Source organism: Pontibacter ummariensis (genome assembly GCF_900188175.1).
Classification (GTDB): domain Bacteria; phylum Bacteroidota; class Bacteroidia; order Cytophagales; family Hymenobacteraceae; genus Pontibacter; species Pontibacter ummariensis.
In genome coordinates this window covers 13,936-40,130 of sequence record NZ_FZOQ01000015.1, presented here as the reverse complement: position 1 = coordinate 40,130, position 26,195 = coordinate 13,936, and the positions used below count along the sequence as shown (strand labels likewise).

Genomic DNA, 26,195 nt, shown 5'->3' with positions numbered 1-26,195 from the left:
AGTAACGGAACCGAGGATGCAGTGCTCCAGCCACGTCCATATCTGTATCTGCTACTTATTTCCATCACATCTTTTAGGGCATTCATCACATTTAGTTGAGGGCGTACGGCTTTTTGGCTACCCTTGTCCTGAGAGGCTGGGGGAGGCAAGCCTTCCTGAGCCGCAACTGCCATACTGTACAAAACAAAACTATGAAAGTAACGATCAGAAACATCTCCAAAACCTATGCGAACGGAGTGCAGGCGCTAAAGGGAGCTTCCCTGACTATCCCGGCCGGCATGTACGGGCTGCTGGGGCCGAACGGGGCGGGCAAGTCTACCCTCATGCGCATGCTGGCCACCCTGCAGGAGCCGGACGAGGGGAGCATCCACCTCGGGGAGCTCGATGTGCTGCAGCAGAAGGACGAGGTGCGCAAAATGCTCGGCTACCTGCCGCAGGAGTTCGGCGTGTACCCCAAAGTAAGGGCAGAGGACCTGCTGGATCACTTCGCGGTGCTCAAGGGGATCACGGGGCGACAGGCGCGTCGCGAGGTGGTGGAGGGCCTACTCCGGCAAACCAACCTCTGGGAGGTGCGCCGGCAAAAGCTCGGCGGCTTCTCGGGCGGCATGCGGCAGCGCTTCGGCGTGGCCGTGGCCCTCCTGGGTAGTCCACAGCTGATGATTGTGGACGAGCCGACCGCCGGCTTGGACCCGGCCGAGCGGGTGCGCTTTCTGAACCTGCTGAGCGAGCTGGGGGAGCACAGCGTGGTGATCCTCTCCACCCACATTGTGGAGGACGTGAGCGAGCTCTGCACGCGCATGGCCATCATCGACAAGGGCCGGATCCTGCAGGAGGCCGAGCCCCTAAAAGCGGTTGCGGAGCTGCAAGGGCGGATATGGCGGCGGGTGGTGGACAAGCACCTGCTGCCCCGGCTGGAGCGGGAACATGCCGTGATCTCCACCAAATTACTCAGCGGACGCACAGTAGTGCGCATTTACAGTACCGAGGTGCCCGGAAACGGCTTTGAGCCGGCAGAGCCGCACCTGGAGGATGTGTACTTCAGCACGATGTCGGGGCATCTGGGGCAGCAACAGGAGAAGGAGGTCGCCTCATGAGATTCTGGGAGATCTTTCGCTTTGAGATAGCCTACCGGCTGCGCCACGCCTCTACCTGGCTCTACTTCCTTCTTTTCCTGGCCGTGGCCCTGCTGATGGTGGATGGCATCCTGGTGCAGGAGGCGAAGGGGAGCGGCAATACCGGCGGTAGTATACAGGTGAACGCCCCTTTCATGATTGTCTTTGCCATGGTCTTTTTCAGCATGATCGGGATGGCCGCCACGGCAGCTTTTTTCAACGACGCCACCCTCCGGGATTTTCAGTCCCGGATGCACCCGCTCTTTTTCACCGCCCCCATCCGCAAGGCCGACTACCTGGGCGGCCGCCTACTCGGCGCCTTTGTGGTAAATGCCCTGCTGTTGCTGCTCATGCCGGTCGGGCTCTTGCTGGGCCTGCAGCTACAGGAGCTGGAGCCGGAGCTGCTCGGCCCATTTCGGCTAGGTGCCTTCCTGCAGCCTTACGTTGTCATCCTGCTGCCCAACATGTTCGTGACGGCCGCGATTTTGTCTGCCACAGCCGTGCTGAGCCGTCGTGCGCTGGCGAGCTACATTGGCGGCCTGGTTCTTTTTATGGGGAGCCTGATCACGGCGGAGACGCTTGTAGAGCAGACGGCCCTCCGGGAGGTGGCGGCGCTCCTGGAGCCCTTTGGCTTCCTGGCGGTGCGCGAAACGATTGCCTACTGGACGCCGGTAGAACGCAACACACAGCTTGTGCCGCTGGGGGAGGTGCTCCTGTGGAACCGCCTGCTCTGGATAACCGGGGCTTTGGGCGTGCTGGTCTTGCTCTACCGCCGTTTCCGTTTTGGGCATGAAGCCGCGCAAAGCCGGGGCAGGCACAAGCCGGAACCGCAGCCGGAGCTGGCCCCAGAACGGGTAGCCCCGCTGGCAGTGCCCCAGGTGGCACAGGCCTTTACGGGAGAGGCGAGGCTGCGCCAGGTATTCGCCGTTGCCGGACGCTCGTTCCGGGAGATTTTCGCGAACCGCTACCTGCTGTTCCTCGCTACGGCAAGCCTCCTCTTTCTCTTCCTCAACGGCTGGGATGCCTGGGTGGTATTTGATACCCCCACCTGGCCTGTCACATACGTGGTGGCTAAAGAGGTGCTGGGCCAGCTGCCCCCGCTGGTTTATTTCCTGCTCGTGGTCTTTGCCGGGGAGCTGGTCTGGATGGAGCGGGAGGCAGGCATGAGCGAGATAACGGATGCGCTGCCCCTGCCGAACTGGGTCTCGTTTTTCGGGAAGTTCCTGGCCCTCGTGCTGGCCCTTGTCGCGCTGCAGGGCGTATTGATGGGAGGCGGCATGCTGCTGCAGGCGCTGAAGGGCTATTACAACTTCGAGCCGGGCCTGTACGTGCAGATCCTCTTCGGCATACAGCTGGCCGACTACCTCCTGTGGGCGGCCCTGGCCATGCTCGTGCACGTGCTGGTGAACCAGAAATACGTGGGGCACCTGGTGTTCGTGCTGTACTATGTCTTTTTCAGCTTTGGCAGGCGCCTGCTGGAAATCGAGCACCACATGCTGCTTTATCCCTCCGCCCCCGCCTGGACCTATTCCGACATGAGTGGCTTTACCCCCTTTCTGGCCCCTTACCTGTGGTTCAAGCTATACTGGGGCGCCTGGGCGCTGCTCCTGCTGGTGGTGGCCAACCTCTTCTGGCGGCGTGGCCGGGAAGCGGGCCTGCTGCACAGGCTCCGGGAGGCAGGGGCGGGCTTTACGCGGCGTACCGCCATGCTCACGGGTGTCGCCATGTTGCTCCTGCTCGCCACCGGCGGCTTCGTTTTCTACAACACCAACGTATTGCACGAGTACCAGCCCTTTGATGCGCGGGTCGCCCGGCTCGCCGCGTACGAGCGGCTTTACAAACGGTATGAGGACCTGCCCCAGCCGCACATTGCCGGCTCCAGTTACCAAGTAGAGATTTACCCCGAAAGGCCGGCCATTTCGGTGCGCGGCACCTACCTGCTCCGCAACAGCACGCCTGCGGCCATCGACTCCATCCACCTGATGATAGACCCTGACATCCACGTGCAGGAGGCGGGCCTGGGGCAGGAGGCCGGGCAAGTACTCGCCGACAAGGAGCACGGCTACTATATTTTCCAGCTTAAAAAGGCGCTTGCCCCCGGCGATTCAGTGTTTCTTTTCTTCGACCTGCTCTATGATGAGCAGGGCTTTTCGAATAGCGGGGTATCCGAGGCCCTGGTAGGCAACGGCACCCTCTTAGACCAAAGGCGGCTGCCGGTAGTGGGCTATCAGCCGGACAGAGAGCTCAAAAGCGAGGCCCTGCGCCGGGAGCAGGGCCTCGCCGCCCGCGCCAAGACGGCTTCGGTGTACGATGCAAAAGCACGGGCGCGCAGGCCCGGTTATGGGGAATGGGTTAACTACGAGACCATAATCGGCACGTCCCCAGACCAGGTAGCGGTAGCGCCCGGCTCCCTGAAGCGGACATGGCAGGAGAACGGCCGGCGCTACTTCCACTACGCAACGGATGGGCCGGTCAAGAACATCGCTGTGTTCCTTTCGGCCCGGTACCAGGTGCTGGAAGACCAGTGGCAAGGCGTGCAAGTGCAGGTGCTCCACCATCCGGAGCATGCCTTTAACCTAAACAGCATGGTGCGCGGCGTCAAGGCCTCCCTCGATTACTACACAAAGCATTTCGGCCCCTACCTTTATCCGCAGCTCAGGATCGTGGAGTTCCCGCGCCACCAGGGGAGCTATGCCCGTGCCTTTCCGGGTACTGTGGCCTATTCCGAGGGGCTGGGCTTCCTGGCCCGGGTAGAGGATGGGATCGATTATCCCTTTGTGGTGACGGCGCACGAGGTGGCGCACCAATGGTGGGGAGGGCAGTTCGTGGCGGCCGATGTGCAGGGCCGGCGGGTGCTGCACGAGACCCTGGCACACTACAGTGCCCTGATGGTGATGGAAAAGGCCTATGGCCCTGCAAAGGTCCGGCAGTTCCTCGGGCAGTTCCGGCACCGCTACCTGGTAGGCCGCCAGAACCGGGGGCATCTGGAAGTGCCCCTGCTGTTATCAGAGGACCAGGACTACATCCACTACGACAAGGGGGCTGTGGTGATGTACGCCCTGCGCGACTATCTCGGGGAGGAAGCGGTGAACAGGGCCCTGCGCCATTTTCTGGAGAAGCACCGCTATGGCGGGGCTCCCTATCCTACAAGCCGCGACCTTTTGCAGGAACTGCAGGCGGTCACCCCGGACTCCCTGCAGTACCTGCTCACCGACCTTTTCGAGGAGATCACCCTGTGGGACATGCGCACAAAACAGGTGCAGGCGGTGCCCCTTCGCACGGGCGGGTACCGGGTAACGCTACAGGTAGAGGCAAACAAAATGAAAGCAGACAGTATCGGCCGTGCCCGTCAGGCCCCCATGGACGACCTCGTAGAGATCGGGGCTTTTGCCGCTGCCGGCGAGGGGGAGGAGCGGGGAAAAGCGCTGTACCTGCAGAAACACCGTATTCGGAGCGGAAGCCAGGCCGTCACCGTTACCGTGCCTGTGTTACCAGCCCGTGCTGGCATAGACCCCTATCATAAATTGATCGAGTGGACACGGGATGACAACGTGGTAGAGGTAGCGGCCGGCGTGGGCGCTGAGAAGCCCAGGAAGCCCTGGTGATAAAAGGGCTAAGTCAGTTTAACCTGGCTAGGAGTACTTCGGTTTGGGGATGTGGTTCTCTATCATCTTATAGCCGGTTTGGCTAGGACCTCCTTGAAGGTGCTGTACCTGGCTTTGGCAATTTAATTCGTGGGTTCGTTTAAGCTTAAATGAGCTGGCCGGGTAAGGCAAACACCTGCCTGAGCAACAGTTGGACCTTTGAGGGGAGGGGCAAAAAACATTTTTCTGCTTTTTATCGTATAGGCTGCCTTGAAAAAGAGCTAACTAAAAGGCTGGCAAAGGAGTAGAGGTATTGGCCAGTGCTCTGGCTATATTTCTGTGCAACAGGCAGCAGCACACGTGGCTGTAGGCTGAAAAGCCGTCCTGCCCGTTCGCGCTACTTCCACCGCTTTACGACACTTAAACGATAAGATATAACCCTAGAACGATGATTCAGAAAACCTACTTGAAAACGAAAGACCAGTGCAAGGTTAAGTTTACCGTTAGCATCGAGAACGCTGACAAGGTCGAGGTAGTAGGCCTTAACGATGATTGGGACAACCCCATCGAAATGAATAAAAAGAAGGGCGACACCTTCGAAATTGTGCAGTCGCTCCCCAAGAACACCCATCACGAGTTCAAGTACCTGGTAAACGGGTCGGAGTGGCGCAACGACCCGGAAGCCGACGGCGAGGCGCCCAACGAGTTTGGTGGCACGAACAGTATACTGGCTGTTTAAAAACGGCTTGTGTTGCTTGCCCCAAGGGAGCAGGCCAATGCCATCAAAAAAAAACAGCCTCTTACTTTTCGTGTAAGAGGCTGCGCTATAAAGTAATCTGAACCCGCAGGTTGGCAGAGGCTATTGCGAGGTGCGTTGCCCGCTACTGCGTCTGCTTAGCTGTTCGGCCAGGCATTCCAAGGAATGCGGATCAGGATGAGGATCAGGGCCAGGGTGTAAAAGATAGCAATGCTCTTAAAGCCTCTCTGCTCCCCGAGCTGGCGCTTGGCACGGGCATACCCAACGGTGATCAGCACCACCGCGATGATCATGGTAAGTGGGTGCTCCAGGATGTAAAGCCGGGAGACAGCATCCCCCATGGCAGTGCCAGAGAAATTTGAGAAGCCGAGCGGCGATACAAAGTATAGGATCACGCCAATCACCCATTGCAGGTGCGCCGGGATCAAGCCGAGCAGGCTCAGTTTTCTATGCTTGTCTGTGAAGACCTTGCTCCCAAACAAGCCGCCCAGTGCTACGACCAGGCTGATAACCAGCCCCAGCAGTACCAGATACGTCATGTAGGAGTGTAAATGCTGTATTCCTGTATACATGTTGTTGTGTTTTGATGTCGGATGTAAATATAGACATTATTCAACCAAATCAACAGCGCCCCTTAGCTTGCTTCTTTCCTCTTTATAGGGAGAGAACCTCCTCTGCTAACATTTCAGCTCAATGCTTCGCCACCGCACAAAAAAATAAAGCAGGGCCCGGAAGCCCTGCTTTACCTGAAAAAACTGACAGACCAGCTTAAACGGCCTGCAATTCTTTGTCGGGTTCTTCGGCCTTGTCCCACTCATCGGCATTCTCGATCCCCAGTTTCTTAGCACTGAACACAGGGTCAAGTCCGGCTTGGCGTTGCGCATGGTAATCCTTGAGGGCACGGAGGGCCGGTTTGCGGAGCAGCAGAATCGCGACCACGTTCAGCCAGGCCATGATGCCCACGCCGATGTCGCCCATCACCCAGGCGGACTCGGCCGTTTTAACAGAGCCGTAGAAGGTGGCGGCCAGGATAAGCGTCCGCAGCGCCCAGAGCAGCCACTTATTGCCCTTGCCGTTCAGGTAACTCAGGTTCGTCTCGGCGATATAGTAGTAGGCCATGATGGTGGTGAAGGCGAAAAGTAACAGGGAGATGGCTACAAACCCACTACCCAGGGATGGGAAGTAGGTATTGACGGCCTGCTGCGTAAACTCCGGGCCAAAGGCTACCCCCGGCAGGTTCTCCACAATAAAGCCGCCCTCGGGGTTCACGACATTGTACTGTCCGGTAAACAGGATCATGAAGGCAGTGGCGGTACAAACAAACAGGGTGTCTACGTATACCGAAAAGGCCTGTACCAGTCCCTGCTTGGCCGGGTGAGACACTTCTGCTGCCGCTGCCGCGTGTGGGGCAGTACCCTGACCGGCCTCGTTCGAATAAATGCCGCGCTTCACGCCCCAGGAGATCGCCATGCCAAACACACCGGCAAAGGCCGGCTCTATGTCAAAGGCAGAGCATACAATCAGGCTGATCACCTCCGGTACCTCCGTTATGTTCATGCCTATAATGATGACCGTCATCAGGATATAAGCGCCTGCCATAAAGGGAACGGCTACTTCTGCTACCTTGCCTATGCGCTTTACCCCGCCAAAAATGATCAGGGCCAGCAGGGCCGTGACGATAGCCCCCGTTACTGCTACCGGTATGTCAAACGCCGTATGCACGCTCAGGGCGATGCTGTTACTCTGCACCCCCGGTAAGAACAGGGCCATGCTCATGATCGTAGCCACCGCGAAAACGACGGCATACCATTTCACGCCCAGGCCTTTCTCGATGTAGTAGGCAGGGCCGCCCCGGTACTCGCCCTGTTTTACCTGCTTGTAGATCTGGCCCAGCGTTGCCTCAATAAAAGCAGAGGCGCTGCCTAGGAAGGCAATCACCCACATCCAGAACACGGCTCCCGGTCCGCCCATGGCAATGGCCGTGGCCACCCCGGCAATGTTACCGGTGCCAACACGGCCGGCGATGGCAATGGAGAAAGCCTGAAAGGAGCTTACCCCTTTTTCGGAGGATTCGCCCTTGAAGAGGAGGCGAAGCATTTCGCGGAGGTAACGTACCTGCAGGAAACGGGTGACTACTGAAAAGTAAATACCTGCCCCCAGGCATAGGATGATAAGGGCATTGCTCCAAACGAGGTCGTTTACCGAGCTGATGATGTTGTCCATGTTTTGGTGGGATAATAAAATCTAAATATGCTTTTACAGGGGGCCATTCGCGGCAGCCTTGTCTTTTCCTGCTTAAAGTAAGCGATTTTTTAGCAAAGTAACAGCAGGAGGGCTGTAACAGTAGGTAAATGATAACTGCGTCAGGCTTTCGGACGGGCGGGGTACCAGGGCAGGTTTTGGGGATGGAGGCGCGCGGGCTGGAGAGGCTTATGGGACAGGTTCTTTTCTCAGCAGTCCCTTTGGCAGCGCTCGGTGAAGGAAGGGCACCTGGCTTTATGAGTAAAGGTTTGCGCAGGAACAGCACTTACCATGTTGAAACAGTGACCTGGCCCCTTCGTGGCAGCTGCTAACATAAATTATTCTTGTGGTATTGTATGAACATAGTATTTTATTTACCTTTTAAAGTATACAACAAACAAAGGTGTACAAGCTGTCTGTGTCTGTGAAGCACTAGTTGTCAGCAGTAAAGGGCGGCACCGCTGGTACTTATGTGGCGCTACTACGTATAATGCCTTTATAACCATTTGAAGATTAGCACGACTCATCCCATGAAAGAGGACCCTGCTCACCAACCAACTGCAAACGCTATGTCAGATGAAACACAGCATATTTGAACCCAATGTAAAACCTTTGCTTTTCGACCGGGTAGACAGGCTCACGGCCGATACGAAAGGGAAGTGGGGCAAGCTGACCGCCACACAAATGATCCGCCATCTCTCGGAGGCTAACCGTTTGGCCTTTGCCGAGAAACCGCTGCCCGACAGAAGCAGTTTCCTGACCCGCACGCTTTTCAAGTGGATGTTTTTAAGTAACATCAAGCCGCCCGGCCGTGAGAAAGGAAAGGTGCAGACCTTTCCGGAGGTAGATGTCGTGCAGCTGGGCCTGGCGCTGGAGGAACTGGAGATGGAAAAGGCACGCTATAAAGCCACCGTGGAGCACATGATCGATGCGCCCTCCCTCCAGCCCACGCATACCCTTTTCGGAAAGATGAGCCGCAACGACTGGGGGCATTTGGCCTACGCACATGCTGACTACCACCTTACGCAGTTTGGCCTTTGAGCGCTATCAACGAAAGAATAAAGCTTCTGGAAGAGCAGTTGCAGACAGCCAAGGACACGGTGACCTGCATCGACCTCTTAAATCGTGTGGCTTATGAGCTAAGGCACACGGATACCGCTTTGTCTTTGCTCAAAAGCAAGCAGGCCATCCAACTGGCCGAGACGATCTCCTATGAGAAGGGCCTGGCCTCCGGGCTGCTGAACCAGGGCTTTGTAGAGATGGTACTGGCCAATTACAGCACGGCTTTTCAGGTGCTCTTTAAAGCGGCCCAGATCTTCGAGACCTTACAGGATGCAGAGGGCCGGGCACATGCCTTGTACAACCTCGGCCTGGTGTACCGCGGTGTCGGGGATTACAACCAGGCGCTGGAGTCCTGCCAGGAAAGCATTACGGTGCGGCGTTCGCTTGGGGATAAGGAGGGGGAGGCCGCCTGCCTGATGCAGTTGGGCTACATCAACATGCAGTTTGGCAATCTGGAGGAAGCGGAAAAGCACTATGAGAAAAGCATCTCCCTCCGGCGGGAGCTCCACGACCAGGCCGGTATCGCCGCCGTGCTGGTGGGCTTGGCACTTGTTAAACAGAAGCGGCGGCAGTATGGGGAAGCAGAGGGCGACCTGCTGGAGAGCCTGGCGATGCGGGAAGAGTTAGGAGAGACCCACGGCTGGCTTGTTGCCATGAATTACCTGGGTGATTTTTACCTGGAGCAGGACAAACTCTCCAAAGCGGAGCAGTACCTGTCGGACGCCCTGCAAAAGGCGAAGCAATGCAACAAGGCTTTCCCGGCCAATTTCTGCCGTTTGTGTACCAGCCTCTCAAAAGTGCACTTGCACTATAAAAACTACGGGGAGGCGGTGGACTTGCTGGAGGAGGCCTTGCGCACGGCAAAGGAGGCGCACCTGCGCTACCTGATCTATGACATTTACCTGGCCCTGTCGGCTGTCTACAAACAGCAGGGCGACTATCAGCAGGCTTTGATATACCACGAAAAGTACCATCAGAGCAAGGAGGAGGTCATTAACTTTTCGGCCAGCACCAAGCTGAAGAACATGGAGCTGGCAAACCAGATCGAAGCGCAGAAAAGAGAAGCGGAAATACACCGGCTCCGCAATATCGAGCTGAAGAAAGCCTACGACCAGCTCAAGAAAACGCAGATGCAGCTGATCCAGTCTGAAAAGATGGCCTCGCTGGGAGAGCTCACCGCCGGTATTGCCCATGAGATCCGGAACCCGCTGAACTTTGTGAATAACTTTTCGGAAGTCTGCCAGGAGTTGGTAGAGGAGTTGCGCGAAGAGCAGCAGAAAAGAAAGCGCGACGATGCTTTGGAAGAGGAGATCATCCGGGGCCTGCAGGAAAACCTTGCCAAAATACACGAGCATGGGAGCAGGGCCGAAAGCATTGTGAACGGCATGCTGGAGCACTCCCGGGCATCTTGTGGGGAAAAACGACCGATTGACCTGAACGCACTGGCCGGCGAGTACCTGCGCCTGGCCTACCACGGCCTGAGAGCGAAAGACAAGAGCTTTAACGCGAAGCTGGTAACGCAGTTCGACGAGCTCCTGGCCCCGGTAGAGGTGGTGCCGCAGGAAATTGGGCGGGTGCTGCTGAACCTCTACAACAATGCCTTTTACGCCACACAGCAAAAGCTAAAGCAGGAGGGCCAGGGCTATCAGCCCGAAGTGTGCGTCAGCACCCGGCAGCGCGGAGGCAAAACAGAAATCAAAATACGCGACAATGGAGCTGGCATCCCGAAAGCCGTCAGAGGCAAGATCTTCCAACCCTTTTTTACCACCAAGCCTTCCGGGCAGGGAACGGGCCTTGGCCTCTCACTTAGCTATGACATCATTACGAAAGGGCACGGCGGTACCTTAAGCGTGGATTCAGTAGAAGGCGAGTTTACAGAGTTTACGCTCCAGTTGCCATAGGACCTATGCACATATCTAGTGAGGGAGGTATGGCAGCCCCACGAGCAGTAGCACTGTTTTAGCGCCTGTTCAAAAGCAAAAGGCTCCTGTGCTAACCATAGGAGCCTTTTGCTTACAGTAGAATAGGACAACGGGTTTGTCTGTTTCTTTACAAGGCTTGAACAAGCCCCTGTACGGCCTGAACCGTTGCTTCGGGCGATACCCCCAGCCCTTCCTGCTGGTGCACCAGTTCGCCCTGCTCGTTTAGGACAGAGATCATGTTGGCATGGGAGATGTTGCCGTCCAGCTCCTGTTTATATTTCATGTTCAGGAGAGCAGAGAGCTCGCGGATAGCCTCTGCTTCGCCGGTCAGGAGTGTCCACCTGCTGGGATCAAGCTTGTTGTCTGTGGCAAATTCTTTTAGCCTTGCAGGGGTGTCCCGCTCCGGATCCATTGTAACCAGCACAATGCCCACGTCATCCCGGTCGAGTTGCTGTAACTCGGTTTCAATTCGCTTCAGGTCCGCAATAATCCGGGGGCAGGCATAGCTACAGTTGGTAAAGATCATCGAAACGAGCTGTACTTTCCCCTGCAGTTCCGGTAGTTTCATCTTTCGGCCTTCCTGGTTTTGCCATTCGGACTCCAGGTTGTAGAGCGACATATCGGTGAGGGCAGCCGTAGGGGTGGCCGTAGCGTGCGTAGCCGATGCGCTCGCATGCTCCGCTGCCGGCTTGGAGCAGCAGCCAAGTTCTTCCTCCTGACAAGCAGGAAGGCCGAACAGAAGGGGGAGCAGTAACAGATAGGTATAGCGTTTCATAAGTATTGCGTTTGATGTTTAATTAACCCGTGGCTTATTTTATGCTTTGCGCGCATCGGAAACCGAGGTTCGCCACCGTATAGTTTGCCTTTAAACTGGAGCGGAAGGCGTAGCGCATAAAAGCCACATAGTTTCCGACGTATTTTGCCCCGTTCACACCGGCACCGCAGAAAAGCTGCCTGTCCTGGCTGGCATCGGACCTGGAGTCTCCCACTAACAGCGCCGAGTTAAAGTCCTGCGTCCATTCCCACACCAGCCCGATCATACCATACAGGCCATAGTAATTGCGGAAGCTGTTCTGTACCGGTGGCAGTATGTCGGGGTTCGGTTTGCTGTACCAGTCCAGGCTCCGCTGGTAAAACTTCTCGTCCTGCGCGGCGTTGGGCTTGTCTTCGCTTGCCAGGGCGGCGAATTCCCACTCACTAACCGTTGGCAGCCGCTTGCCCTGGCACTCGCAGTAGGCTTTTGCCGCAAACCACGATACGTTTGTTACCGGGCTGTACATGGCCTTGCCGGTCGCCGCCGTGCCTTGTCCCGTGTCCCAGTGCCGGAGGTAGTTTTTGTCGGCAAAGAGGGGTTTTACCGCGTCCTTTTCCCACTTTGGGTTGTCCGCTAAAAACCGGGCGTACTCCGCATTGGTGACTGGGTACTTGTCCAGCAGAAAGCCTTTCACCTCTACCGGGGCAGCCTCGTCGCCGTAAAGTGGCACAAAGGTGCCTCCCTTGATAGGGACCATGTGCTGGGGAATGGTCTTTTGTGCGATAGCCTGGCCAGTAGCTAGGAATGTAAGGATTAGGATAAGAAACCAGCGCTTCATGGCAGTTCTTTTTGTATGCTATTTGTGTGAAGGAGGGGCAACTCTGAACTAGCCCCTGCATTTGTAAACCCTCCCCAGCCCCTCGTGGAACTGGCCTTTCCTTCTTTTGCCGCCTTCTCAGGAGGGGATAGCCTGCGAAATCAGTCGCAGCTTACGTGATTAGTGAGGGTTGCTAGCTCTTGCTTTGCTTACCTGCTTCAGGGTCACCTCGCCGCCTTTGTTGCCCCAGTTGTTCAGGACAAAGGTCATCACGTTGGCGATTTGTTCGTCAGACAGTTTCAGCTTTGGCATGGTGCTGTTGTACACCTCGCCGTTCACTTTGATCTGGCCTTCCAGCCCGTGGGCCACCACCCCAATGGCCCGGTCCACGTTGTCGTTCAGGAAGTCAGACTTGGCCAGCGGCGGGAAAGCGCCCTGTATGCCTTGTCCCTCTGCCTGGTGGCAGGCCTGGCAGTTCTGCACGTAAACCGTTTTACCAAGGGCAATCCGCATGTCTTTGTTGTTGGCCACCTGTGCTTTCGGAGCCTCAGCCATCGGCATTTCCTGTATCGTAGAGCCTTCAGGCTTCAGTACCTTATCGGAGATCTGGCCAGAGTAGATCGCCAGTTCTTCGGAGCCTTCTACTTTCAGCATGCCCAGTGCCCCTTTGTTAAAGGTTCTGAAGATAGAGTGGTCTACCAGCACGTAGTTGCCCGGCACTTCTACTTTAAACTCAGTAATGGCCGCACCGCCGGCAGGCACCAGGGTGGTTTGCACGTTGGTGTTCACATTAGAACCCCCTTCGGGATACACTTTATCGAAGATCTCGCCGATCACGTGGAAGGAAGAGATGAGGCTGGGGCCGCCATTGCCTACATACAGTCGCACGGTTTCCCCTTTCTTCGCGGTGATGGCATTGTCGCCGGTCAGGGAGCCCACGGCACCGTTAAAGACCACATAGGTAGGTTTTTCGTCCAGCGCTTTTTCCATGTCGAAGGGTTGCAGGCCGGCTTCCCCGAACTTGCCTTTGGTGTAGAAATCCCCCTGCATCACGTAGTACTCTTTGTCTACGGCAGGAAGGCCTTCTTCTGGCTCTACCAGGATAAGGCCGTACATGCCGTTGGCAATGTGCATGCCTACCGGTGCTGTGGCGCAGTGGTACACGTACAAGCCAGGGTTCAGGGCCTTGAAGTTGAATACTGTCTCGTGGCCAGGTGCTGTAAAAGTAGAGCTTGCCCCACCGCCCGGGCCGGTTACGGCGTGTAAGTCGATGTTGTGTGGGTTCTTGCTGTCCGGGTGGTTTAGCAGGTGAAACTCTACCTCATCGTTCTGGCGGATGCGGATAAACTTACCCGGCACGGAACCGCCAAAGGTCCAGAAAGTATAGTCTACCCCATCAGCCAGCCGTTTCACCTCCTCTGTTACTTCCAGGCGCACAACGACCTTCGCCGGGTGCTTCCGCGTAATAGGGGCGGGGACCATGGGTGGGGTGGTCAGCTCCGCTTCAATGACCGGGAGTTCTGCGGACACGGTTCTGACGGAGACATCGGTATTTTCTGCTTGGGTTGCCTGGGTGCTGCAGGAAGAGAACAGGATGCCTATACCGTAAATGGCCAATCCCATCAGTTGCGCTGCTTTAGATAGGTGTGAGCTTTTCATAATGTTAGATTTGTTGTCGTTTCATGTTGTAAAGGAAGAGCTCTTTCTCTTTTATTAGGATGACCCAGGTCACCGGACGTGCTGACTTAAGTCATCCGTCCTGTATTAGTTGGTTAGTACTTTTGCCGGAAAATAATACCGGGGAGCAGCCGGGTTTTGCAAAGGCATGGCCAGTGGCAGGCGGGTAGAAACCTGTACTTTTTATATTGAGGGCAGTTGGGTAGCGCCGGTAGGGCACAGGCCATATGCCTGCTCCCTGAGGGCTATGGCTATGATAAGCAGGCACTGAAGCGTTACCTTTTGTTTGTTTTAGCGTAGTAGCCGATGGGGTGCAGGTGCTTAGCTGCTAGGGAGTACGTAGTTGTAACAACGTGTCCGCATAAATCATATAAAGTATAAATTAATTACTAATTATGGGGTTAAGTGGCACCAAAGTGCTACCTTTGTTGTATGCTATAGTATAGGAGCCAGAAAAAATAAGAAGAAGGCTTTAAACACGTTAATTAATTAACAGACCTTAAGTTGAGGCAAGCTCAACTGCACCTGAAGTACTACTATTAATATTATGAAAGACACACTTAAAAAGGAGTTTCAATTCGTGGACCTGAGAACAGGTTATTTATTGGCCGGTTTCCCGGATTTTGAGTCGGCCTTTGCTGCCTCAGAAGAATTATGCGGAAGCGGTTTTAAAGTAAACTACCTGAATGAAGCAGCACACATGCGGGAGAGTGAGGTGATCATTTATGCCAGAAGCTTTGTTGCGGCAGACACCAAACAGTACCAGAATTACCATTACCCTAACATGGACTATGCAAAGCAGCATGCTACAGACAGCATCAGAACTGCTTTGGAGGTGCTGGAGGCTAAAACGAAGGACAAGGTTAAGTTTTTGATGGTGCTGACCCCGGCAAAGGTAAGTGCGTCCTCGCAACAGCAGGTAAAGATTCAGAAGGATTCCTATGTAGGATAAGGACTTACCCTTACTGGGAAGTCCTCCTCAGGCCATGAGGCAAAAAGCTGCTCCAATACATTGGGGCAGCTTTTTGCTTTTTAAGACCGCTAAGAGGTTGATATCAAGCATATTTTAACATGATCGAAGTCATTTAAAAGCTAAGGGCAGGTGCTGATTTTTGTAGCAGTTAAATCAACTAATCCTACAATTAGACTTCAGAACATGGCAACGAACACAGAAAAACAATTTACAGGTAAAGTAGCGCTGGTAACAGGGGCGTCATCCGGTATCGGTATGGCAGCAGCGCTGCAGTATGCCCAGGAGGGGGCAAGCGTAGTGGTATCCGACATAGATGAGGCGGGAGGAAGCCGGGTAGTAGAGGAGATCAGGGACAATGGGGGGGAGGCCCTTTTTGTGAAGGCAGATGTGGCGAAGCCGAATGATTGCGAAAACCTGGTAAAAAAGACAATCGCGCAGTACGGTCGCCTTGATATTGCCTTTAATAATGCCGGCATTGGCGGAGAGGCCAACCCGGTGGGCGACATGAGTATCGAAGGCTGGAACAAAGTGATTGCCGTAAACCTGAGCAGCGTGTTTTACTGCATGAAGTACCAGGTACAGCAAATGCTGCAGAACGGGGGCGGGGCCATCGTGAATAACTCTTCCATCCTGGGGCAGGTAGGCTTTGCAAACTCTGCCGCTTACGTGGCTGCCAAGCACGGTGTGGTGGGGCTTACCAAAAACGGCGCCCTGGAGTATTCGGCCAAAGGAATAAGAATAAACGCTGTAGGACCTGCCTTTATCAAAACGCCTTTGTTAACCAATGCCGGTCTGAACGAAGAGGTACAGCAGCAGTTGGCAAAAGTCCACCCGATCGGCAGGCTCGGAGAATCAGAAGAAGTAGCTGAACTGGTGATCTGGCTAAGCTCTGCCAAAGCCTCTTTTGTAACAGGAGCTTATTACGCTGTAGACGGTGCCTACCTGGCGCAGTAGCAAAAAACACATCATCCGCCGCCTGCCCTCACATGTCCTGTAGCGGGCAGGCGGCGCTTATTCCTATCTTAAAAAAATCAGATCATGAACGCCGTATTGGAAAAAAAGGTAAGCCGGGAGCCTACACAGGGAAAGGAGCAGCGCTCATGGCACAGTCTGGAGGCCGAAGAGGCCCTGGAACTTCTGCAGGTATCGCCTCACAGGGGGCTGAGCGAGGAGGAGGTGGCGCAACGGCAGGCTTTGTATGGCCGCAACAGCATGACACCGAAGGAGCAGCAAAGTGCTTTTGTGCGGTTTATGCTGCAATTTCACCAGCCCCTGATCTACATCCTGTTGGCCTCCACCGTGGTGACAATATTCCTGGGAGAGTATACGGATGCGGCTGTGATCTTTGCCGTGGTGTTTGTGAACGCCATTATTGGTTTTGTGCAGGAGTCCAAAGCACTGGAGGCCATCGACGCCCTGTCTAAAAGCATGACATCCCGGGCACAGGTGATCCGCAACGGGAAAAAACAGAACATCGATGCCCAGGAGCTGGTGCCGGGCGATATCGTACACGTCCAATCGGGAGACAAGTTTCCGGCTGACGTGCGCCTGGTGCAGGAGCGGGACATGCAAGTGGACGAATCAGCCCTGACTGGGGAGTCTGTGGCGGTAGAAAAAAATGTGCTGCCCGTGGCGGCCGATCACGTGTTGGGCGACCGGCTGTGCATGGGCTTCTCTTCCACGGTGGTGACCTACGGGCAGGGCAAGGGGGTAGTGGTGGCCACCGGAGACCGTACGGAGGTAGGCAAGATACAGCAGTCGATCGACGGCGCACAGGAGTTGGAGACGCCCCTTACAAAGAAAATAAAGGCCTTCAGCCATTTGCTGCTCTGGGTGATCCTGGGGCTCTCGCTGATCGTTTTTGTGGTAGGGCTGCTGCGTGGCGAGAGCGCGGGCGATACCTTTATGGTGGCCGTGGCCCTGGCGGTGGGGGCCATTCCGGAAGGGCTGCCTGTGGCGGTGACCATCATGCTGGCCCTGGGGGTGTCGAAGATGGCGGCGCGCCGGGCCATCATCCGCCAACTGGTGGCGGTAGAGACACTGGGTAGCACCAACGTGATCTGCTCGGACAAAACAGGTACCCTGACTGAAAACCAGATGACCGTGCAGCGCATAGTAGCAGGGGACAAGGCTTATAAGGTAACCGGCCTTGGCTACCGGCCGGAAGGTGAAGTGCAGGAGGAAGCGCAAAAGCTATACCTAAGCCCTAACAAAGCCCTGGAGCTGTGTCTGAAAGCAGGGTCCCTCTGCAACGACAGCGCCCTGGTAGAGAAGGAAGGGAAGTGGATCATCGAGGGCGACCCGACAGAAGGTGCTTTGCTTGTGTCGGCTCATAAAGCAGGCTTCGACAGGGCAAGACTGGAGCAGGAGCAACCGCGCATTGATGCTATTCCTTTTGAATCGGAGTACCAGTACATGGCTACCCTGCACGGTGGCGACCAGCGGATGATTTACCTGAAGGGTTCTGTAGAGGCTGTGCTGGAGCGCAGTTCCAAGGTCCTGCAGCCAGATGGAAAACTGAGCCTGCTGAACAAGGAGGAAGTGGAGAAACAGGTGGAGGCGATGGCAAGCGAAGGGTTGCGGGTGCTGGCTTTTGCCATGGCGGAAGCGCCTGCGGTTATGTCCGGGATAGGGCATCAGGACATAACCAGCGGCCTTGTTTTTCTGGGCCTGCAGGGCATGATCGACCCGCCGCGCCAGGAGGCAGTAGAGGCCGTAAAGCTGTGCCAGCAGGCAGGCATCGAGGTGAAAATGATTACCGGTGACCATGCCATCACAGCCGCTGCCATCGCCAGTCAGATCGGCCTGGGCGGACAGCAGCAGAACGGCAAGCTGCTTGCCCTGACAGGCAAAGAATTGCAGCAACTGAACGACAGGGAACTGGAGGAGGTGGCAGCGCGCACTTCTGTCTTTGCCCGCGTGTCGCCGGACCAGAAACTGCGCCTTGTAAAGGCCCTGCAGGCACGCGATAAAGTAGTGGCCATGACAGGCGATGGGGTAAATGATGGCCCTGCCCTGAAGCAGGCAAACATCGGCATCGCTATGGGCATAACAGGGACCGATGTGGCCAAAGGAGCCTCCGATATGGTGCTGACCGACGATAACTTCTCCTCGATAGAAGGGGCCGTAGAAGAGGGCCGGGGCGTATTCGACAACCTGACCAAGTTCATTGTCTGGACGCTGCCAACCAACCTGGGAGAGGGCCTTTTGATCCTGATGGCTGTTATGCTGGGCACCCAATTACCCGTACAGCCCGTGCAAATCCTGTGGGTGAACATGACGACAGCCGTGCTGCTGGGGCTTACGCTTGCTTTCGAGCCGAAAGAGCCTGGTATTATGAGCCGGCCGCCGCGCCCTGCCGGAGAGCCCATTTTAACGCATGACCTGATCATGCGCACCCTGCTGGTAGGCGTCCTGATGCTGATTGCCGCTTTTGGCCTGTATGTTTACGAGCGCCAACAAGGGGCGAGTGTAGCGGAGGCGCAGACGGTAGCCACAACCGTACTGGTGGTGCTGGAGTGTTTCTACCTGTTAAACTGCCGCTCTTTGGTAAGACCAATGCAACAGATTGGCTTCTTCTCTAATATGTGGGTCTTCTACGGCATCGGTGCCATGCTAGGCTTCCAGGCCTTGTTCATCTACGTGCCCTTCATGAACACCCTGTTTAACTCCAGCCCCTTGGAACTGATGCAGGTACTCCGGATCTTCGGCGCTGGCCTTGTCCTCTTCCTGATCGTGACCATCGAAAAGAACATCCGCTACAGGAGCAACAGGAACAAGAAGGTTTAACTGGCAATTTGACAGATGTTTTATAAGCGAAAGCGGCTCCGATATAACTACATCAGAGCCGCTTTTTTCTTGGATATACTGTCCGTAGGAGTTGGTTATCGCGCATCAGGCAAAACTCCTTCTTTAGTAGGGACGTGTCGTTCAAAAGCATATCTGAATTGAAGTGAGATCGCAGTAACTGCCCAACTCAGGTTCTTATGGCTCTGAGCTAATCGTTTGCAAACGCAACGACATTACTAGACACAAGTCTGAAAGCTTGCGCCAGAAAAAGGAAGTACTTGCAGGCAAAATCCCCTCCTCGGAGGGGTAGGGGTGGGTATAAGCTACATGGCGTAGAAGACGATGCTAAACTTATAGTAAAGAATGGTGTAGCTCAGACCGTTTTGTCCGGGCTATCCTGTAACGGGAACTTGTGCTTTCAGCGGGCTTTGCCAGTTTTGGTAAATGGGAGTATCAGGAAACAGGGCGGAGTCGTAGGGCATGCTGTGTTTAGAATCATCCTAAATTACACGAAAGCCAGGCGATGACCTAAACCTGATCCCCGGGTTGGCCAGTATATTCTATTAGAACCGTTTATGTTGAATTAAACTTTTTAGAATATGGAAGCGACATGCAATCACTGCACCCATTGGGAGCAAGATCAGAATAAAGTACAACTGCAGAACAATAACTTCGGCGTGTGTGATGAGTTAACCGGCCAGCATGCCCTGGAGCCAGCTTATGTGCTGCCACTGGTACATAATGGACCTTCAGATGAAAAGCCGAAGCAGTTTGAAATGATTACAGGGGCCGATTTTGGCTGTAACCATTTCAGCCAGCGCAAGAACTGGATTAAGTAAAAAGCTTTATTCTTCTTAAAAAGCAAACAGCCGCTCTAATGAATGGAGCGGCTGTTTGCTTTTCATTACTTTCTCGGCTTTTATGGCTTCATAACGCCGCCAAAGCACATGTACTTGATTTCCATGAAGTAGTCCATGCCGTACTTGGAGCCCTCCCTGCCAAAGCCGGACTCCTTCACACCGCCAAAAGGTGCCACTTCTGTAGAGATCAGTCCTTCGTTGATGCCCACCATGCCGTATTCCAGGGCCTCTGCCACACGCCAGCAGCGGTTGACATCTTTGCTGTAGAAGTAGGAGGCAAGGCCGTATACGGTATCGTTGGCCATGCGTATGGCCTCCTCTTCCGTGCTGAAGCGGAAGACAGGAGCAACAGGCCCGAAGACTTCCTCCTTGGCAATGATCATGTCTTCTGTGGCATTGGCGAGTACGGTCGGTTTGTAAAACAGACCTTCCATCTGCTCCCCCCCGTGCGTGACGGTAGCCCCTTTCGATACGGCATCCTCCACGTGTTCCTTTACCTTGCGGATCGCTTTCTCGCTGATCAGCGGGCCTAAGTCCACGCGCTTGTCCAGCCCGTTGCCTATCTTCAGTTCGCTTACGGCGCGGGAGAATTTCTCCACAAACTCGTCGTATACTTTGTCCTGTACCAGGATGCGGTTCACGCAGACGCAGGTCTGGCCATTATGACGAAACTTCGATACGATAGCGCCTTTTACGGCGGCATCGATATCGGCATCCTCAAACACGATAAAAGGAGCATTGCCGCCGAGCTCCAGCGAGAGTTTCTTTAGGGTAGAGGCACACTGGGCCATCAGGATCTTGCCTACCGGGGTAGACCCTGTGAAAGAAAGCTTGCGTACTTTGGGGTTCTCACAAAGCTCCTTTCCCACTTCGCTGCTTTCTGTAGAAGGCACGGTATTGTACACGCCAGGGGGGAAGCCGGCTCTTTCGGCCAGTTCGGAGAGGGCAAGGGCCGTGAGGGGCGTTTCCGAAGGCGGCTTCACCACGACAGGGCTCCCCGCAGCTAAAGCCGGACCGACTTTGCGGGTGATCATAGCCAGTGGGAAATTCCAGGGCGTAATAGCGGCGGCCACCCCGACTGATTGTTTGATGACCACTAAGCGTCTGTCTTTTGTATGCGGGGGGATCACATCGCCGTAGGCACGCTTGGCTTCCTCGGCAAACCATTCGATAAAGGAGGCGCCATAGTTTACCTCTCCCAGGCTTTCGGTCATGACCTTGCCGGACTCGATCGTCATGATGTGGGCCAGCTCTTCTTTGTGCTCCATCATCAGGTTAAACCACTTCCGCAGGATGGCCGAGCGCTCCTTGGCCGTCATATCGCGGTAGGAGGGCCATGCGGCATCTGCGGCATCTATGGCTTGGCGTACATCATCCCGGCTCATGTCGGCCACTGCGTTGATTACTTCGCCGGTAGCAGGGTTTGTTACTTCAAAGGTTTTGCCGCTCGTGGCCTTTGCCCAGGCTCCGTTCACGTAGGCGTCTGTTCGAATCAAGGTTAGCTTTTCCATTTGTTCCGGCTCATGTTCCTTTCGTCAGTTCACTCAAATATAGGGTTAATCTGTTCTTCTCTTTCTGCATAGTATAAAGGACGAGGCCTTTACGTGAATGGGGGATGGGGTGACTAAGGCTACTTCTCCCTTTCGTTGGCCTTGTAATCCGTCAGGAGGTAGGTAGCCAGGGAGATACCAAACAGGGAGAAGAAAAAGATGCGTGCCTTGCGTTGCTCCAGGGCACCCGTCGCCCAGGGCAGTAAGAGCAGGGCGGGTATTACCGGGCTTTCCAGGTCGCCATGCACCCGAAAGGGCACCAGGCGCTTTACACCCAGCCGGTAGTCTGTCAAAATGTTGAGCAGTAGTTGTGAACCGGCAAAGCCATAGCACAGCGGCCTGGCAGGTCCTTTTAGGTTAAATAAACGTGGGCCAAGTACTTGTAGCGCCGTGTAGGTATAGTCTACGATTCCGTGGGCATCAGGCCCGATCAGTTTGTTTTTCATGTCATGTTGTGTGTCTGTAGAAAATGCAACGGCAGGCCCCGGGTAGGGTTGCCTCAGGAGAAAGTATAGCAAGCATGCGTTGCTGTGTTAGAACCGTTAGAACACGGCGTAGCCTTGAGCCGGGGTACTAGTACTTGGGAATCTCGATATAAAAGGTAGTCCCCTCGCCCTCCTCGCTTTTAAACCAGACTTGCCCCTTGTGCCACTCCACGATGGTTTTGACAATGGACATGCCCAGGCCCGTAGTCGGTTCCCCCTTTAGGCCGGGCCTGCGGGCTTGTGTGAAGGTGTCATAGAGTACCTGATGGTATCTTTGGGGTATGCCTATACCGTTGTCCGCCACTTTTACCAGCACTGTCCGTTCCTGTTCTTCCAAGCCTACCTGTATAATACCGCCTGCCGGTGTAAACTTCACAGCGTTGGAGATAAGGTTATTGACGGCTTGCATGAATTTCACGTCATCCAGGAGGGCATAGATCTTATCGCTGGAGGCATAGAACTCGAAAGTCTTGTCTATTTCCTCGGCAGAGTACCTGTACTGGTCTATAATTTCTTCAAACCGCTTTACAATGTTGACCCTCCGCTTGATGGTGTCCACGCCGGTAGTTGCCAGAAACTCATGGTTAATAAAGCTCTTGATTAGCTTAACGGCATGTGCACTGGTCTTGCCAATCAATCCTATTAGCTTCTCCAGTTCTTCACTTTTGTTTGCTTTTAACTCATCGGCCATCACGCCGGATAAACTTTGGATAATACCAAGGGGACCTGCCAGGTCGTGGCCCAGAACATGAAGCACAGAGTCTTTTTTGTTCGCAAACTTCTTTAAGTAATCGTTGTATTGCCTGGCTGCCGTCACGTCCTCCACATAACCCACAACCTGCTGCCTGCCTGCCTCTCCCTGCTTTAAAAAGGGCCGGAGGCACATCCACCGCTCGCCATGTTCGGGCAAATCTACACGAAACTCCAGTTCTTTTAGTTCTTGCCCCTCCAACAACTGCTGGTAGGCCTCCTGCACATACTGCTGGTCTTCTTCGTGTATCATGTTCAGCACTGCGTCGAAGGCCAGGCCACTGTCCTGATTTAGTTTGAGGGCATTTAAAAAGGCAGGATTCAGATAGGTGAAATGTAGGGATGCTGCATCAAGGACAAAGATGGCCTGCTCTGTGTGGTTGGCTAAAAACTGCAAGCTATCAGCGTCTGGGTTGGAATATGGCATGCATCTAAAAGGTTTAAATTTTTGAAGGCGCTAAAAGAAAGGGCGCCGCTTTGCTTAGGTTTACCTACGTTTCTGTTTGGGCTTAGTTGGAACAGGTGGGTGGGGAACGCAGGCCTCGCCGGTATCTTTTGCTTCCTGAACGGCCTTCCTGGAGAGAAATAAAAAAACATTTCCGGCAGGCCTTGTTTTTTAAATTATAATCGTAAATTTACGATCATAAGGTCAAGTATGGGAGTATCTAAAACAGAGGCGTTTACACAGGCAGACGTTATCATTGCCAAATATGCCAAGGCGCTGGCACATCCTGCCCGGATTGCCATTCTGCGCATCCTGCTGGAGCGCAGGTCCTGTATCTGCGGGGATATTGTAGAGGAGTTGCCCCTGTCGCAGTCCACCGTGTCGCAGCACCTGAAGGAACTGAAAGAGGCGGGCCTGATCAAAGGAGACGTGGAAGGCAAGAAGGTATGCTATTGCATTGATGAGAAAGTGTGGAAGGAAGCCCAGCAGCTCTTGCAGGTGCTGTTTGCCGACTACACCCCGTGTGGCACCAGCTGCTGTTAAAATTTTTTACACCAATTAATCGCAAAATACCGATAATATAAATCCTAAAACTATGAACAACGCAGAAGAACTAAAAAAACTGGTGAAGGAGAAGTACGGCGAAATCGCCCTCCAGAGCAAAGACCAAAACGAGGCCTCCTGCTGCGGGGCTACGGGGTGCGGAACGGTAGACTATGCCATCTTTGCCGATAACTACTCTGACTTGCAGGGTTATAACCCGGATGCTGACCTGGGCCTGGGCTGTGGCGTACCGACGGAGTTTGCCCAGATAAAGAAAGGTGACACCGTGATCGACCTGGGCTCTGGTGCCGGCAACGACTGCTTTGTGGCCCGGGCCCTGGTAGGCGAAGAAGGCAAAGTCATCGGCGTAGACATGACGGAGGCGATGATCGCGAAGGCTCGCGTGAATGCCGATAAACTTGGCTTTAACAATGTAGAGTTCCGCCAGGGAGAGATCGAGGACCTGCCGATAGCCGCTAACCGGGCGGACGTGGTGATCAGTAACTGTGTGCTGAACCTGGTGCCGGACAAACAGAAAGCCTTTGCCGAGACCTTTCGTGTACTAAAGCCTGGAGGCCATTTCAGTATATCCGATGTCGTATTGGTAGGGGAACTGCCGGAAGGACTGGTGAAGGCGAGTGAAATGTATGCCGGCTGCGTATCTGGTGCCATCCAGAAGGAGGACTACCTGCAGCTTATCCGAAACACTGGCTTCGAGCATGTGGTGGTCCAAAAAGAGAAGGCGATACAGGTGCCGGACGAGATTCTGAAAGACTACCTGAGTGAGGAGGGTATCAAGGCATTCCGTGCCAGCAACACCGGCATTTACAGCATCACGGTGTATGGCGCTAAGCCTGCTGATTCTGCCTGTTGCCAACCAGGAGCTGGTTGCTGCTAAAACTGTTCTTATTAACTTTTACCATACTCCGCCACCTGCTGTAAAAGCGGGTGGCGGAGCTTAAGTTTTCTTCCCTTTTATGGAACACTATGCCCCTGCGCATAACAGAAAGCAGCTTGGCTTTCTGGACCGTTACCTTACCCTTTGGATCTTCCTGGCGATGCTTGTGGGTGTGGCCCTGGGCTATTTCCTGCCAGAAAGCGCCACTTACCTGAACTCCCTTTCCAGTGGTACTACCAACCTGCCCATTGCCATCGGGTTAATCTTAATGATGTACCCGCCGCTGGCGAAGGTGAACTACCGGCTGCTGCCCAAAGTATTCGGTAATCTGAAAGTCATTGGTTTGTCCCTGGTGCTGAACTGGCTCATAGGTCCCCTGCTGATGTTCGTCCTGGCCCTTACCTTTCTGCGCGATTACCCCGAGTACATGACCGGCCTTATCCTCATCGGCCTTGCCCGCTGTATTGCCATGGTGCTGGTCTGGAACGATCTGGCAGATGGAAGCCGGGAATACGCGGCAGGGCTGGTCGCGCTGAACAGTGTGTTCCAAGTGTTTCTGTACAGCCTCCTGGCCTGGCTGTTCATTACCAAGCTACCTCCACTCTTTGGCTTTGAGGGGGCCGTCGTAGACATATCGATTGGAACAGTTGCGGAGAGTGTTGCCATTTACCTGGGCATTCCTTTCCTGGCCGGCTTGCTGAGCAGGGCAATACTGCTGCCTTTAAAAGGGAAGGACTGGTATGAGACAACGTTTGTCCCCCTTATTTCTCCGCTTACCCTGATTGCCCTCCTTTTTACGATCGTCGTGATGTTTAGCCTGAAAGGGGAGCTGCTTGTAGAAATTCCGTTCGACGTACTCCGCATTGCCGTGCCGCTGGTGATTTATTTTGCGTTTATGTTTCTGGCGAGCTTCCTGCTGGGGAAGGTTATGGGGGCCAATTATGAAGAGAATGCCTCTGTGGCCTTTACAGCGGCGGGCAATAACTTTGAGCTAGCCATTGCGGTGGCTATTGCCGTGTTCGGCTTAAATTCCGGCCAGGCCTTTGCCGGGGTGGTGGGGCCCCTGGTAGAAGTACCTGCCCTGATAGCCCTCGTTAACGTTGCCTTTTGGCTAAGAAGAAAACTATATATCAAACAAGCCTTAAAAAAAGCAGCATGAGATTACTAGACCCCCTGAACAAAACGGCGCAAGGCCTGGAAGAAGAATTTGTCGCCATCACTAACGAGCGAAAAGAGCTCTTGCGCCAACTCTCGGATTATGTAAGGGAGAAAGTAACGAAAAGTGAGCCTGTACAGCTGGTCTACATTTGTACCCACAACTCCCGTCGGAGCCACATGGCCCAGCTCTGGGCTCAGGCAGCCGCAGCCTACTATGAAGTGCCGGACGTGCATACCTTTTCTGGTGGCACAGAGGCTACGGCCTTTAACCCAAGGGCTGTAAAGGCCATGCAGGAACTAGGCTTTGCTGTTTCTGCCCAGCGGGAGGACAATAATCCCCACTACGAGGTAAGCTATGCAGCAGACACTGCGCCTGTGGTTACCTGGTCAAAGCGCTTCGATGATACGGCCAATCCACAAAGGGAATTCTGCGCCATCATGACCTGCTCTGATGCCGACGGCAACTGCCCTTTTGTGGAGGGGGCCGAGCGCAGAATAGCTATTACCTATGAAGACCCCAAAAACTTTGATGGCACGCCCGAGGAAGCGGCAAAGTACCTGGAGCGGGCCCGGCAGATTGGCCGCGAAATGCTCTATGTCTTTAAAGCAGGCCGCCAGGAGTAGTCCTTTGCCTTCTTGAAGGGGGAGCCTGGCTGATGCATTACCGGCGATACCTCCACGCTTTTCTGAAAGCTGAGTGACAGTATACCCGAGGCGCTTGCCCCTTAAAAGCACCCATAAAAGAAAACCTGCCCTAACCTCCTAGACAACATCTAGCAAAGGCAGTGGGGCAGGTTTTTATGATGGAATCTACAAGA

General features: G+C 54.6%; 21 protein-coding genes. 13 read left to right on the top strand and 8 right to left on the bottom strand.

Features of this window, described 5'->3' with window-relative positions; genetic code table 11:
- Positions 1-191 precede the first annotated feature (191 nt).
- The 3 genes from CHB92_RS16015 to CHB92_RS16005 all read left to right on the top strand — a co-directional run bounded on the left by CHB92_RS16015 (position 192) and on the right by CHB92_RS16005 (position 5,435).
- Positions 192-1,094: an ABC transporter ATP-binding protein gene (locus CHB92_RS16015; protein WP_089320244.1), complete on the top strand. Its 903-nt coding sequence runs from the start codon at positions 192-194 to the stop codon at positions 1,092-1,094.
- Positions 1,091-4,717 carry an ABC transporter permease/M1 family aminopeptidase gene (locus CHB92_RS16010; RefSeq protein ID WP_089320243.1) on the top strand — a complete coding sequence of 1,209 codons (3,627 nt, stop codon included), beginning with the start codon at positions 1,091-1,093 and terminating at the stop codon, positions 4,715-4,717. Before CHB92_RS16015 ends, CHB92_RS16010 begins: the two co-directional genes overlap by 4 nt.
- 427 nt (positions 4,718-5,144) lie before the next feature.
- Complete coding sequence (locus CHB92_RS16005; protein WP_089320242.1) at positions 5,145-5,435, top strand: isoamylase early set domain-containing protein; 291 nt, start codon at positions 5,145-5,147, stop codon at positions 5,433-5,435.
- Positions 5,436-5,590: 155 nt separating this feature from the next.
- Here the strand turns inward: CHB92_RS16005 and CHB92_RS16000 are convergent, their stop codons facing one another.
- Both CHB92_RS16000 and CHB92_RS15995 read right to left on the bottom strand, forming a co-directional pair.
- Entirely contained in the window at positions 5,591-6,025 is a 435-nt protein-coding gene (locus tag CHB92_RS16000; protein ID WP_179223075.1) for a hypothetical protein, read from the bottom strand.
- A 196-nt stretch (positions 6,026-6,221) separates the two neighbouring features.
- Positions 6,222-7,676 carry an alanine/glycine:cation symporter family protein gene (locus tag CHB92_RS15995; protein WP_089320241.1) on the bottom strand — a complete coding sequence of 485 codons (1,455 nt, stop codon included), beginning with the start codon at positions 7,674-7,676 and terminating at the stop codon, positions 6,222-6,224.
- A 594-nt stretch (positions 7,677-8,270) separates the two neighbouring features.
- On the opposite strand from CHB92_RS15995, the gene CHB92_RS15985 reads away from it, so the two are divergent.
- Together CHB92_RS15985 and CHB92_RS25530 are read left to right on the top strand one after the other, a co-directional pair.
- Entirely contained in the window at positions 8,271-8,735 is a 465-nt protein-coding gene (locus CHB92_RS15985) for a DUF1569 domain-containing protein (RefSeq protein WP_089320239.1), read from the top strand.
- Positions 8,732-10,657, top strand: coding sequence for a tetratricopeptide repeat protein (locus CHB92_RS25530; protein WP_144266330.1), 1,926 nt, complete (start codon positions 8,732-8,734; stop codon positions 10,655-10,657). The genes CHB92_RS15985 and CHB92_RS25530 overlap by 4 nt, the downstream gene beginning before the upstream one ends.
- 148 nt (positions 10,658-10,805) lie before the next feature.
- Here the strand turns inward: CHB92_RS25530 and CHB92_RS15975 are convergent, their stop codons facing one another.
- The 3 genes from CHB92_RS15975 to nirK form a co-directional block, all read right to left on the bottom strand.
- The gene (locus tag CHB92_RS15975; protein ID WP_089320238.1) at positions 10,806-11,453 is read right to left on the bottom strand and encodes an SCO family protein; all 648 of its coding nucleotides are present in this window, start codon (positions 11,451-11,453) and stop codon (positions 10,806-10,808) included.
- A 34-nt stretch (positions 11,454-11,487) separates the two neighbouring features.
- On the bottom strand, positions 11,488-12,270 hold the full coding sequence (locus CHB92_RS15970) for a formylglycine-generating enzyme family protein (RefSeq protein WP_179223074.1): 783 nt from the start codon (positions 12,268-12,270) through the stop codon (positions 11,488-11,490).
- Positions 12,271-12,429: 159 nt separating this feature from the next.
- Entirely contained in the window at positions 12,430-13,908 is a 1,479-nt protein-coding gene (gene nirK / locus CHB92_RS15965; protein WP_089320237.1) for a copper-containing nitrite reductase, read from the bottom strand.
- A gap of 565 nt (positions 13,909-14,473) precedes the next feature.
- On the opposite strand from nirK, the gene CHB92_RS15960 reads away from it, so the two are divergent.
- The 4 genes from CHB92_RS15960 to CHB92_RS15945 all read left to right on the top strand — a co-directional run bounded on the left by CHB92_RS15960 (position 14,474) and on the right by CHB92_RS15945 (position 19,527).
- Positions 14,474-14,878: a hypothetical protein gene (locus CHB92_RS15960; RefSeq protein ID WP_089320236.1), complete on the top strand. Its 405-nt coding sequence runs from the start codon at positions 14,474-14,476 to the stop codon at positions 14,876-14,878.
- 204 nt (positions 14,879-15,082) lie between these two features.
- Positions 15,083-15,853 (top strand): glucose 1-dehydrogenase, encoded by a 771-nt coding sequence (locus CHB92_RS15955; protein ID WP_089320235.1) that lies wholly within the window; start codon positions 15,083-15,085, stop codon positions 15,851-15,853.
- A gap of 84 nt (positions 15,854-15,937) precedes the next feature.
- Positions 15,938-18,688, top strand: a complete 2,751-nt coding sequence (locus CHB92_RS15950; RefSeq protein WP_089320234.1) for a cation-transporting P-type ATPase — start codon at positions 15,938-15,940, stop codon at positions 18,686-18,688.
- Between the two features lie 599 nt (positions 18,689-19,287).
- Positions 19,288-19,527, top strand: coding sequence for a hypothetical protein (locus tag CHB92_RS15945; RefSeq protein WP_089320233.1), 240 nt, complete (start codon positions 19,288-19,290; stop codon positions 19,525-19,527).
- Between the two features lie 80 nt (positions 19,528-19,607).
- Here CHB92_RS15945 and CHB92_RS15940 read toward each other — a convergent pair whose 3' ends face one another.
- The 3 genes from CHB92_RS15940 to CHB92_RS15930 form a co-directional block, all read right to left on the bottom strand.
- The gene (locus CHB92_RS15940) at positions 19,608-21,059 is read right to left on the bottom strand and encodes an NAD-dependent succinate-semialdehyde dehydrogenase (RefSeq protein WP_089320232.1); all 1,452 of its coding nucleotides are present in this window, start codon (positions 21,057-21,059) and stop codon (positions 19,608-19,610) included.
- 119 nt (positions 21,060-21,178) lie between these two features.
- A complete protein-coding gene (locus tag CHB92_RS15935) occupies positions 21,179-21,544 on the bottom strand; it encodes a hypothetical protein (protein WP_089320231.1) in 366 nt (121 codons plus the stop codon).
- Between the two features lie 127 nt (positions 21,545-21,671).
- Positions 21,672-22,760, bottom strand: coding sequence for a PAS domain-containing sensor histidine kinase (locus CHB92_RS15930; RefSeq protein WP_089320230.1), 1,089 nt, complete (start codon positions 22,758-22,760; stop codon positions 21,672-21,674).
- Positions 22,761-22,988: 228 nt separating this feature from the next.
- On the opposite strand from CHB92_RS15930, the gene CHB92_RS15925 reads away from it, so the two are divergent.
- The 4 genes from CHB92_RS15925 (at position 22,989) to CHB92_RS15910 (ending at position 26,001) form a co-directional block, all read left to right on the top strand.
- On the top strand, positions 22,989-23,321 hold the full coding sequence (locus CHB92_RS15925; RefSeq protein WP_089320229.1) for an ArsR/SmtB family transcription factor: 333 nt from the start codon (positions 22,989-22,991) through the stop codon (positions 23,319-23,321).
- Between the two features lie 52 nt (positions 23,322-23,373).
- The gene (locus CHB92_RS15920; RefSeq protein ID WP_089320228.1) at positions 23,374-24,219 is read left to right on the top strand and encodes an arsenite methyltransferase; all 846 of its coding nucleotides are present in this window, start codon (positions 23,374-23,376) and stop codon (positions 24,217-24,219) included.
- 79 nt (positions 24,220-24,298) lie between these two features.
- On the top strand, positions 24,299-25,378 hold the full coding sequence (gene arsB / locus CHB92_RS15915; RefSeq protein WP_089320227.1) for an ACR3 family arsenite efflux transporter: 1,080 nt from the start codon (positions 24,299-24,301) through the stop codon (positions 25,376-25,378).
- Complete coding sequence (locus CHB92_RS15910) at positions 25,375-26,001, top strand: low molecular weight phosphatase family protein (RefSeq protein ID WP_089320226.1); 627 nt, start codon at positions 25,375-25,377, stop codon at positions 25,999-26,001. Before arsB ends, CHB92_RS15910 begins: the two co-directional genes overlap by 4 nt.
- Positions 26,002-26,195: the final 194 nt, after the last annotated feature.